The organism is Burkholderia sp. BCC1993 (assembly GCF_905339865.1).
Taxonomy (GTDB): Bacteria; Pseudomonadota; Gammaproteobacteria; order Burkholderiales; family Burkholderiaceae; genus Burkholderia.
Genome location: NZ_CAJPGZ010000032.1, coordinates 1 through 11,431 on the forward strand (window position 1 = coordinate 1; position 11,431 = coordinate 11,431).

Sequence of the window (11,431 nt, forward strand, 5' to 3'; positions counted from 1 at the left end):
ATTCTCCTGCGGCCTTGCCACTAACTTTACAGTGGGATACTTCGGAGGGGAAAGGTCACTTGGGCGCTCGAAGCGTGCGCTACTCAAGCGCTGCACGCGCATCCTGCGCGTTTCACCATCCTGAGTCTTTCATCGACTATTGCTCGCATCTCCGGTCAAAAGAGTGATTCACGGCGACTCGGCGAAGAACGCCCTTGTGCTATTCGCAGTACGTGAGCTGAATCGACGCTGAGTTGTTTTCGTCGATGGAGGCCAACCCGTGCTCGCGAAAAGCAACAGCGCGGACTTCCGACGGGATCTAACCGGCGGGCGGATCCTGCGTATTGCGCGGCCAGCCAGTCGACGCAGATACCCGCGGATTCGCCGTGACACACGCGAATTACTCATCGAACTCGCAATCAAAATCGCCGACGTTGAACGCGGATCGCAGAGATAAGACGATTAATAGCTTGAATTGATGGATCGAGCATCGCCGGACAACGAGTGGCCGACGCCGACGAGCTCGTGTCGCATGTCGGCCTCCCCGTGTCCTCATCCGTATGACACATCGCATATGCGCCTGGGTTAAAGCCGACCAACGCAGGTATCCGCGCTCAACTGGAGGAGGCGCGTCTTATCGACGTGCCTGATGTCACGTGCACAGAGCAGCTTCGCTGCGTTAGGCCGACCAAGCGTCATGTGGCCCCGCTTTCACGACGGTTCGATGCGATGCGCGATGAATTGCTGCACATTGGGTGCTACGGCAACGTGCAGGCGCTATGCGGTCGCCATTCGCGCATCCGCAGATAGTCGCGTATCAGCGGACGCAGCGTATCAAGACAGGCTCGGTTGCCGGTGTCGTCCCGGGGGCTGCCTCCTCGCTGCCGGCGGCGCTAAGGTAGGTTGAAGCATCCTTTGGTAGCCATGTCAACTCGCTCGCTCCCGGGGCGCCGCGTTCTCTGACGTTGCCTTGTTGCAGGCCGCAGTGAAGCAATCAGCATCGACGGCCGGTTTCAACGCGTCGTACGCAATACGTGCCGCCGGGGCTTGCCTATCCTCCGGCGGCATGGCTCCAGGGAAGCGTCTGCTGCCAGATCCTCGCGATCCTTTCCGTGCGGCACCGCGAGCTTTCGGTACCGTCCGCATGCGCCATGGGATTGGCGAAGATCAGTGCGGCGGCAAGAAGGGAGGTTGGATTTTGCTTGGGGCGGCAGAGACGCAGGGGATGGCTCGGTGCGATCGCGCGACACGGAATGGTGCCGCGCCTGTCTTTCGTTCCGAATGATGAAGCGAGCGGCGACCGGAGGCGACTTCGTTCTGCAGGATCGATTCCGGTATTGAGGTGAAGCGGGGAGAGCTGCAAGGCTTTACTCGCGAATCCAGGCTCAGTGCTGGCGTGTTGGCAACCGTTGCGTGGAAGCCGCCTGCCCCTTTGCTTGGCATGCGTTTGCACGTCAGCATCAATCGATTGTCAGCCCGTCTCAACCCCTGATGGCGGCGTCCATCAACTCACCGGCATGGAAATTGCAAATTTTTTGCGTCTACCCCTTGGCGTTATGCGCGGGAGGTCGTATGATGGCGGTCTTTCGTTTTCAGCAAAGATGCAAATCGAAGCTGAAGGCGGAGTCTGACGAAGATGTGGGCGCCGATCGGCGATCCTCTCGTGCTTGCCTCAGCCGGGCGGGCGCGGGTGTCGGGTGAGTCGCGCGGCGCGCTGGAAGAGAATGAAAATAATCTTCCAGATGTGCTTGACAAGAGTGCGATGCACCCCCATAATCGTCAGTTCTCTACGGAGGGGTGCCCGAGTGGCTAAAGGGGGCAGACTGTAAATCTGTTGGCTTACGCCTACGTTGGTTCGAATCCAACCTCCTCCACCAAGATATCAGCGCAGTGAGCGGTAAGGAATCGTTAGTGGCCCGTGCGGGTGTAGCTCAATGGTAGAGCAGAAGCCTTCCAAGCTTACGACGAGGGTTCGATTCCCTTCACCCGCTCCAGACCGCTAAGTTGAAGCGTAAAGCGCCCATGTGGCTCAGTGGTAGAGCACTCCCTTGGTAAGGGAGAGGTCGGCAGTTCGATCCTGCCCATGGGCACCAGCAGTAAAAAGTCAGTGTCTTGTTTGCGCGCGGCGCAACCTGTGAAATTCCTTTTGGGAGTCGAAAATGGCCAAGGGTAAATTTGAGCGGACCAAGCCGCACGTGAACGTTGGTACGATTGGTCACGTTGACCACGGCAAGACGACGCTGACGGCAGCGATCACGACGGTGCTGACGAAGAAGTTCGGCGGCGAAGCGAAGGCTTACGACCAGATCGACGCGGCACCGGAAGAAAAGGCGCGCGGCATCACGATCAACACGGCACACGTCGAGTACGAAACGGCTAACCGCCACTACGCACACGTCGACTGCCCGGGCCACGCTGACTATGTGAAGAACATGATCACGGGCGCAGCGCAGATGGACGGCGCGATCCTGGTTTGCTCGGCAGCAGACGGCCCGATGCCGCAAACGCGCGAGCACATCCTGCTGGCGCGTCAGGTTGGTGTTCCGTACATCATCGTGTTCCTGAACAAGTGCGACATGGTGGACGACGCTGAACTGCTCGAGCTGGTCGAGATGGAAGTTCGCGAACTCCTGTCGAAGTACGACTTCCCGGGCGACGACACGCCGATCGTGAAGGGTTCGGCGAAGCTGGCGCTGGAAGGCGACACGGGCGAGCTGGGCGAAGTGGCGATCATGAGCCTGGCCGACGCGCTGGACACGTACATTCCGACGCCGGAGCGTGCAGTTGACGGCGCGTTCCTGATGCCGGTGGAAGACGTGTTCTCGATCTCGGGCCGTGGTACGGTGGTGACGGGTCGTGTCGAGCGCGGCATCGTGAAGGTCGGCGAAGAAATCGAAATCGTCGGTATCAAGCCGACGGTGAAGACGACCTGCACGGGCGTTGAAATGTTCCGCAAGCTGCTGGACCAAGGTCAGGCAGGCGACAACGTCGGTATCCTGCTGCGCGGCACGAAGCGTGAAGACGTGGAGCGTGGCCAGGTTCTGGCGAAGCCGGGTTCGATCACGCCGCACACGCACTTCACGGCTGAAGTGTACGTGCTGAGCAAGGACGAAGGCGGCCGTCACACGCCGTTCTTCAACAACTACCGTCCGCAGTTCTACTTCCGTACGACGGACGTGACGGGCTCGATCGAGCTGCCGAAGGACAAGGAAATGGTGATGCCGGGCGACAACGTGTCGATCACGGTTCGCCTGATCGCTCCGATCGCGATGGAAGAAGGTCTGCGCTTCGCAATCCGCGAAGGTGGCCGTACCGTCGGCGCCGGCGTCGTCGCAAAGATCATCGAGTAAGCCAGTTATTCGTTGATCGACAGTTTTGGGGCTGGCAACAGCCGGCCCCAGCATGGTTTAGGGGTATAGCTCAACTGGCAGAGCGTCGGTCTCCAAAACCGAAGGTTGGGGGTTCGATTCCCTCTGCCCCTGCCAAAAATCGCCACGTGTCCCACGTGGCATTTGTTTTAAGGTGTTATGGCGAATCCATCCGTCGAAACTGTAAATACCTCCGGCGATAAGCTGATGCTGGCCCTGGGCGTATTGCTGGTCTTGGCCGGATTCGTGGGCTTCTTCTGGCTGGCCAACCAGCAGTGGTATGTCCGCGGTGCCGCATTGGCGGTAGGTATCATCGCCGGCGTGGCCGTCGGCCTGATGTCCGCGCCTGGCAAGAGCCTCATCGCGTTTGCCAAGGATTCGTACAAGGAAGTCCGCAAGGTCGTTTGGCCCACCCGCAAGGAAGCAACGCAAACCACACTCGTCGTGTTTGGTTTCGTGCTCGTGATGGCGATTTTCCTCTGGTTGAGTGACAAATCGATCGAATGGGTGATTTTCTCGGCGATTCTGGGTTGGAAATGATATGAGCGATACTCCGGCATCCCCGAGCGGAAAGCGTTGGTACGTCGTGCACGCCTACTCCGGTATGGAGAAGAGCGTGCAGCGTGCGCTTCAGGAGCGCATCGAACGTGCTGGCATGCAGGATAAATTCGGTCAGATCCTGGTTCCGACCGAAGAAGTGGTCGAAGTCAAAGGTGGCCACAAGGCAGTAACCGAGCGTCGTTTCTTCCCCGGCTACGTGCTGGTGGAAATGGAAATGACGGACGAAACGTGGCACCTCGTGAAGAACACGGCGAAGGTCACGGGTTTCGTCGGCGGTGCACGCAACCGCCCGACACCGATTTCCCCGAAGGAAGTCGAAAAGATCATGTCGCAGATGCAGGAAGGCGTCGAGAAGCCGCGCCCGAAGACCCTGTTCGAAGTTGGCGAGATGGTGCGTGTCAAGGAAGGTCCGTTCACGGACTTCAACGGCACGGTCGAAGAAGTCAACTACGAAAAATCGCGCGTGCGTGTGTCGGTCACGATCTTTGGCCGATCCACTCCGGTCGAACTCGAGTTCGGCCAGGTCGAAAAAGTTTGATCCCGATTCGGTGGGCAGCCTCGGCTGCCCACCTTCGCGCTTACGGTCCGCGTCATGGCCGTTGAGGAGCGTCAGTAGCCAGCGGCGAACGCGCGTTATCACTCACCGAACGTCGTCTGGCGTTCCAACGAGGTTTACAAATGGCAAAGAAGATTGTCGGCTTTATCAAGCTGCAGATTCCTGCAGGTAAAGCCAACCCGTCGCCGCCGGTCGGTCCGGCACTGGGCCAGCGCGGCCTGAACATCATGGAGTTCTGCAAGGCGTTCAACGCGCAGACTCAAGGCATGGAACCGGGTCTGCCGGTGCCGGTGGTCATCACGGCATACGCTGACAAGAGCTTCACGTTCGTGATGAAGACGCCGCCGGCGACCGTCCTGATCAAGAAGGCGGCGAAGGTGGACAAGGGTTCGAGCAAGCCGCACACCGACAAGGTCGGTTCGATCACGCGCGCTCAAGCCGAAGAAATCGCGAAGACCAAGATGCCGGACCTTACGGCAGCTGATCTGGACGCAGCCGTTCGCACCATCGCTGGTAGCGCACGCTCGATGGGCATCACTGTGGAGGGCGTGTAAATGGCTAAGATCTCCAAGCGCCGTCAGGCATTTGCCGCCAAGGTCGACCGTCAGAAGCTGTACGCGATCGAAGACGCACTGGCACTCGTGAAGGAATGCGCGAGCGCGAAGTTCAACGAATCGATCGACGTCGCAGTCCAGCTCGGCATCGATGCGAAGAAGTCGGACCAGGTCGTTCGTGGTTCGGTCGTTCTGCCGGCAGGTACGGGCAAGTCGGTTCGCGTTGCCGTGTTCGCGCAAGGCGAGAAGGCCGAGCAGGCTCGTGCAGCAGGCGCGGAAATCGTCGGTATGGAAGACCTGGCTGAGCAGATCAAGGCTGGCCAGATGGACTTCGACATCGTGATCGCTTCGCCGGACACGATGCGTATCGTCGGTACGCTCGGTCAGATCCTCGGCCCGCGCGGCCTGATGCCGAACCCGAAGGTCGGCACGGTCACGCCGGACGTCGCAACCGCCGTCAAGAACGCGAAGGCTGGTCAGGTGCAATTCCGTGTCGACAAGGCCGGTATCATCCACGCGACCATCGGCCGTGCATCGTTCGAATCGACCGCACTGCGTTCGAACCTGTCGGCGCTGATCGAAGCGCTGCAGAAGGCCAAGCCGGCAACGAGCAAGGGCGTCTACCTGCGCAAGATCGCACTGTCGAGCACGATGGGCGTCGGCGTGCGTGTCGACCAGGCTACGCTGGCAGCGTAAGAAAGTATTCGGGCTGCTTCGTTCGCGAAGCGGCCTACATGGGCTTTGGGCGGTTGTTCGTGCAGTTGGGCGGGCAACCGGTTATCAAAGACCGTTGGTGGGACGCAGCAGGCAGGTGATCCCTTAATTCAAGCCAACGCAGATGGCGAACCCGAAAAAGTTTTGCAGTGGTGAAGCCGCAGGTCGTGAAGCGATTCACGGCGTGAGGTGGAAATACTCCTAACGAGGTCGGACGCCGTTGTTGAACGAGGTACGTGAGGTTTCGTGCCGAACGTATCGTTTCTGGAGGCTAACCGTGCCGCTTAATAGAGAAGACAAGCAAGCCGTCGTCGCTGAGGTTTCCGCGCAAGTCGCGAAGGCCCAGACCGTTGTGCTGGCTGAGTATCGTGGAATTGCGGTTGGCGATCTGACCAAGCTGCGCGCGAAAGCGCGTGAGCAACAGGTTTACCTGCGCGTGTTGAAGAACACGCTGGCGCGTCGCGCTGTTGAAGGTACGCCTTTTGCTCCGCTGGCAGAGCAGATGACTGGTCCGCTGATCTACGGCATCTCGGAAGATGCAATTGCCGCTGCGAAGGTCGTTCACGACTTCAGCAAGAGCAATGACAAGTTGGTCATCAAGGCTGGTTCGTTCGATGGCAAGGTGATGGACAAGGCTGGCGTGCAAGCGCTGGCAAGCATCCCGAGCCGCGAAGAACTGCTCTCGAAGCTGCTGTTCGTTATGCAATCGCCTGTTTCGGGCTTCGCGCGTGCTCTGGCCGCGCTCGCCGAGAAGAAGCAAGCGGAAGCTGCGTAAGCGAACGTGCATCAGCGTTACTGATCGCTGGCTGTATCCGAATTCAATTTAGGAGTATTTCAAATGGCAATCGCAAAAGAAGACATCCTGGCAGCAGTCGAAGGGATGACCGTTCTGGAACTGAACGAACTGGTCAAGGCGTTCGAAGAGAAGTTTGGCGTGTCGGCAGCTGCGGTGGCAGTCGCTGGCCCGGCAGGCGGCGGCGCTGCTGCTGCAGCAGAAGAGAAGACCGAATTCACGGTCGTTCTGACTGAAGCAGGCAGCAACAAGGTTGCAGTCATCAAGGCAGTTCGCGAACTGACGGGCCTGGGCCTGAAGGAAGCGAAGGACGTCGTTGACGGCGCACCGAAGGCTGTCAAGGAAGGCGTCGACAAGGCTGCTGCTGAAGAAGCCAAGAAGAAGCTGGAAGAAGCTGGCGCGAAGGTCGAAGTCAAGTAAGTTTCGACGCGCTGTGCGAAGGCTGGCGGTATTTTCACCGCCGGCCTTTTTGTGCTTTGTGGGGACGTTATTCTGGCACTCATTCGGGAGCCCGAATAATCGGCCCCAGAAGCCAAAGAAAACCGCCAAATCGTTGTCAATGCATCGATTGGCGTTTCTCTTTGTCTTCTGAAGCGACTGCAGAAGGCAAGTTTGGTCGGGTAGCGGGCAACACAGGCATCCGCTGCCGTCAGCCAGCGGTTGGTAGCGGCCAACCACCAAGCTTCTCGGCTCGTTCAAGCCGTTGGACGGCCATCGGGTCTCAGTCGGTGAACACTCGGGTTTGAAACGTCCAGGTATTCCGCCTCGACAGCACCCGCCGTGATTCGGAGATCGTATGCAATATTCCTTCACCGAGAAGAAGCGCATTCGCAAGAGTTTCGCGAAGCGCCCCATCGTTCACCAAGTTCCGTTCTTGCTGGCCACCCAGCTTGAATCATTCAGCACGTTTCTGCAAGCCGATGTGCTTGGCGCGCAACGCAAGCCTGAAGGTTTGCAGGCCGCATTCACGTCGGTATTTCCCATTGTTTCGCACAACGGCTTCGCGCGCCTCGAGTTCGTGAGCTATGCGCTGTCCTCGCCGGCATTCAACATCAAGGAATGCCAGCAGCGTGGCCTGACGTACTGCTCCGCGCTGCGCGCGAAGGTCCGCCTCGTCATCCTCGACAAGGAATCGCCGAACAAGCCGGTCGTCAAGGAAGTGAAGGAGCAGGAAGTGTACATGGGCGAAATTCCGCTCATGACGCCGACGGGCTCATTCGTCATCAACGGCACCGAGCGTGTCATCGTCTCGCAGCTGCACCGTTCGCCGGGCGTGTTCTTCGAACACGACAAGGGCAAGACGCACAGCTCGGGCAAGCTGCTGTTCTCGGCTCGGATCATTCCGTACCGCGGCTCGTGGCTCGACTTCGAATTCGATCCGAAGGACATCCTGTACTTCCGCGTCGACCGTCGCCGCAAGATGCCGGTCACGATCCTGCTGAAGGCCATCGGCCTCACGCCGGAACAGATCCTCGCGAACTTCTTCGTGTTCGACAACTTCACGCTGATGGGCGAAGGCGCGCAACTCGAGTTCGTGCCCGAGCGCCTGCGTGGTGAAGTCGCGCGCTTCGACATCACGGATCGTGATGGCAAGGTCATCGTCCAGAAGGACAAGCGGATCAACGCGAAGCACATTCGCGACCTCGAAGCCGCGAAGACCAAGTTCATCTCGGTGCCGGAAGACTATCTGCTCGGCCGCGTGCTGGCGAAGAACGTCGTCGACGGCGACACCGGCGAAGTGATCGCGAGCGCGAACGACGAAGTCACGGAAAGCGTGCTCGAGAAGCTGCGCGAAGCGGACATCAAGGACATCCAGACGCTCTACACGAACGATCTGGATCAGGGTCCGTACATCTCGTCGACGCTGCGTGTCGACGAAACGACCGACAAGACGGCCGCGCGCATCGCGATTTACCGCATGATGCGTCCGGGCGAGCCGCCGACCGAAGAAGCGGTCGAGGCGCTGTTCAACCGTCTGTTCTACAGCGAAGAAGCGTACGACCTGTCGAAGGTCGGCCGTATGAAGTTCAACCGCCGTGTCAGCCGTGACGAGATCACCGGCCCGATGACGCTGCAGGACGACGACATCCTCGCGACGATCAAGATCCTCGTCGAGCTGCGCAACGGCAAGGGCGAAGTGGACGACATCGACCACCTCGGCAACCGTCGCGTGCGTTGCGTCGGCGAACTGGCGGAAAACCAGTTCCGCGCGGGTCTCGTGCGTGTCGAGCGCGCGGTCAAGGAACGCCTCGGCCAGGCCGAAAGCGAAAACCTGATGCCGCACGACCTGATCAACTCGAAGCCGATTTCGTCGGCGATCCGCGAGTTCTTCGGTTCGTCGCAGCTGTCGCAGTTCATGGACCAGACCAACCCGCTGTCGGAAATCACGCACAAGCGCCGTGTTTCCGCACTCGGCCCGGGCGGTCTGACGCGCGAACGCGCAGGCTTCGAAGTGCGTGACGTGCACCCGACCCACTATGGCCGCGTGTGCCCGATCGAAACGCCGGAAGGTCCGAACATCGGTCTGATCAACTCGCTCGCACTGTATGCGCACCTGAACGAGTACGGCTTCCTCGAGACGCCGTACCGCAAGGTCGTGGACAGCAAGGTGACCGACCAGATCGACTACCTGTCGGCGATCGAGGAAGGCCGCTACATGATCGCGCAGGCGAACGCCGCGATCGACGAGAACGGCACGCTGATCGACGAACTCGTGTCGTCGCGTGAAGCCGGCGAAACGATGATGGTCACGCCGGACCGTATCCAGTACATGGACGTCGCGCCGTCGCAGATCGTGTCGGTTGCAGCTTCGCTGATCCCGTTCCTCGAGCACGACGATGCGAACCGTGCACTGATGGGTTCGAACATGCAGCGTCAGGCCGTGCCGTGTCTGCGTCCGGAAAAGCCGGTCGTCGGTACGGGCATCGAGCGCACCTGCGCGGTCGACTCGGGCACGACGGTTCAGGCGTTCCGCGGCGGCGTCGTCGACTATGTCGACGCAGGCCGTATCGTGATTCGCGTGAACGACGACGAAGCGGTCGCGGGTGAAGTCGGTGTCGACATCTACAACCTGATCAAGTACACGCGTTCGAACCAGAACACGAACATCAACCAGCGTCCGATCGTGAAGATGGGCGACAAGGTCTCGCGCGGCGACGTGCTGGCCGACGGCGCCTCGACGGACCTGGGCGAGCTCGCGCTCGGCCAGAACATGCTGATCGCGTTCATGCCGTGGAACGGCTACAACTTCGAAGACTCGATCCTGATCTCGGAGAAGGTTGTCGCGGACGATCGCTACACGTCGATCCACATCGAAGAGCTGAACGTCGTTGCACGCGACACGAAGCTCGGACCGGAAGAAATCACGCGCGACATCTCGAACCTGGCGGAAGTCCAGCTCGGCCGTCTCGACGAATCGGGCATCGTGTACATCGGTGCGGAAGTCGAAGCGGGCGACGTGCTGGTCGGCAAGGTCACGCCGAAGGGCGAGACCCAGCTGACGCCGGAAGAGAAGCTGCTGCGCGCGATCTTCGGTGAGAAGGCTTCGGACGTGAAGGACACGTCGCTGCGCGTGCCGTCGGGCATGAGCGGCACCGTGATCGACGTCCAGGTGTTCACGCGTGAAGGCATCCAGCGCGACAAGCGTGCGCAACAGATCATCGACGACGAACTGAAGCGCTACCGTCTCGACCTGAACGACCAGCTGCGCATCGTGGAAGGCGACGCGTTCCAGCGTCTCGCACGCATGCTGGTGGGCAAGGTCGCGAACGGCGGTCCGAAGAAGCTCGCGAAGGGCACGAAGATCGACCAGGCTTACCTGGAAGATCTCGACCACTACCACTGGTTCGACATCCGCCTCGCGGACGACGAAGCAGCGGCATCGCTCGAAGCGATCAAGAACTCGATCGAAGAGAAGCGTCACCAGTTCGACCTCGCGTTCGAAGAGAAGCGCAAGAAGCTCACGCAAGGCGACGAACTGCCGCCGGGCGTGCTGAAGATGGTCAAGGTGTACCTCGCGGTGAAGCGCCGCCTGCAGCCTGGCGACAAGATGGCAGGCCGTCACGGTAACAAGGGTGTCGTGTCGAAGATCGTCCCGATCGAAGACATGCCGTACATGGCCGACGGCCGTCCGGCAGACGTCGTGCTGAACCCGCTCGGCGTGCCGTCGCGGATGAACGTGGGTCAGGTTCTGGAAGTGCACCTCGGCTGGGCCGCGAAGGGTCTCGGCTGGCGGATCGGTGAAATGCTGCAGCGTCAGGCGAAGATCGAGGAAATGCGCGCGTTCCTGACGAAGATCTACAACGACTCGGGTCGCCAGGAAGACCTGGAAAGCTTCACCGACGACGAGATCCTCGAACTCGCGAAGAACCTGCGCGAAGGCGTGCCGTTCGCAACGCCGGTGTTCGACGGTGCGACCGAGGAAGAAATGGGCAAGATGCTCGACCTCGCGTTCCCGGACGACATCGCTGAACAGCTCGGAATGAACCCGTCGAAGAACCAGGTCCGCCTGTACGACGGCCGCACGGGTGAAATGTTCGAACGTCGCGTGACGCTCGGCTACATGCACTACCTGAAGCTGCACCACTTGGTCGACGACAAGATGCACGCGCGTTCGACCGGCCCGTACTCGCTCGTCACGCAGCAGCCGCTGGGTGGTAAGGCGCAGTTCGGTGGCCAGCGTTTCGGTGAAATGGAAGTGTGGGCACTCGAAGCGTACGGCGCGTCCTACGTGCTGCAGGAAATGCTGACGGTGAAGTCGGACGACGTGAACGGCCGGACCAAGGTCTATGAGAACCTGGTCAAGGGCGATCACGTGATCGATGCAGGCATGCCGGAATCCTTCAACGTGCTCGTGAAGGAAATCCGCTCGCTCGGTATCGACATCGATCTCGACCGCAATTAATCG

Annotated in this window: 8 protein-coding genes and 4 tRNA genes; all 12 read left to right on the forward strand. The window is 60.0% G+C overall.

The features are described from left to right. Positions 1 to 1,770: 1,770 nt before the first annotated feature. The 12 genes from U4Y91_RS35225 to rpoB all read left to right on the forward strand — a co-directional run bounded on the left by U4Y91_RS35225 (position 1,771) and on the right by rpoB (position 11,428). A tRNA-Tyr gene (locus U4Y91_RS35225) sits at positions 1,771 to 1,856 on the forward strand. Between the two features lie 43 nt (positions 1,857 to 1,899). Continuing rightward, positions 1,900 to 1,973, forward strand: a tRNA-Gly gene (locus U4Y91_RS35230). 24 nt (positions 1,974 to 1,997) lie between these two features. Beyond that, positions 1,998 to 2,072, forward strand: a tRNA-Thr gene (locus U4Y91_RS35235). 66 nt (positions 2,073 to 2,138) lie between these two features. Beyond that, positions 2,139 to 3,329, forward strand: coding sequence for an elongation factor Tu (gene tuf / locus U4Y91_RS35240; RefSeq protein WP_321808946.1), 1,191 nt, complete (start codon positions 2,139 to 2,141; stop codon positions 3,327 to 3,329). A gap of 59 nt (positions 3,330 to 3,388) precedes the next feature. After that, positions 3,389 to 3,464: transfer RNA gene (locus U4Y91_RS35245), tRNA-Trp, on the forward strand. 42 nt (positions 3,465 to 3,506) lie between these two features. Beyond that, positions 3,507 to 3,887, forward strand: a complete 381-nt coding sequence (gene secE, locus U4Y91_RS35250; protein ID WP_006482892.1) for a preprotein translocase subunit SecE — start codon at positions 3,507 to 3,509, stop codon at positions 3,885 to 3,887. Position 3,888: 1 nt separating this feature from the next. After that, positions 3,889 to 4,446, forward strand: a complete 558-nt coding sequence (gene nusG / locus U4Y91_RS35255) for a transcription termination/antitermination protein NusG (RefSeq protein WP_006400672.1) — start codon at positions 3,889 to 3,891, stop codon at positions 4,444 to 4,446. A gap of 140 nt (positions 4,447 to 4,586) precedes the next feature. After that, on the forward strand, positions 4,587 to 5,018 hold the full coding sequence (gene rplK / locus U4Y91_RS35260) for a 50S ribosomal protein L11 (RefSeq protein ID WP_006400671.1): 432 nt from the start codon (positions 4,587 to 4,589) through the stop codon (positions 5,016 to 5,018). After that, positions 5,019 to 5,714: a 50S ribosomal protein L1 gene (gene rplA / locus U4Y91_RS35265; RefSeq protein ID WP_044849038.1), complete on the forward strand. Its 696-nt coding sequence runs from the start codon at positions 5,019 to 5,021 to the stop codon at positions 5,712 to 5,714. Positions 5,715 to 6,009: 295 nt separating this feature from the next. Continuing rightward, entirely contained in the window at positions 6,010 to 6,507 is a 498-nt protein-coding gene (rplJ, locus tag U4Y91_RS35270; RefSeq protein WP_321808947.1) for a 50S ribosomal protein L10, read from the forward strand. A gap of 63 nt (positions 6,508 to 6,570) precedes the next feature. Continuing rightward, a complete protein-coding gene (gene rplL / locus U4Y91_RS35275) occupies positions 6,571 to 6,945 on the forward strand; it encodes a 50S ribosomal protein L7/L12 (RefSeq protein ID WP_174926523.1) in 375 nt (124 codons plus the stop codon). A 376-nt stretch (positions 6,946 to 7,321) separates the two neighbouring features. Continuing rightward, positions 7,322 to 11,428: a DNA-directed RNA polymerase subunit beta gene (gene rpoB / locus U4Y91_RS35280; protein ID WP_321808948.1), complete on the forward strand. Its 4,107-nt coding sequence runs from the start codon at positions 7,322 to 7,324 to the stop codon at positions 11,426 to 11,428. Positions 11,429 to 11,431: the final 3 nt, after the last annotated feature.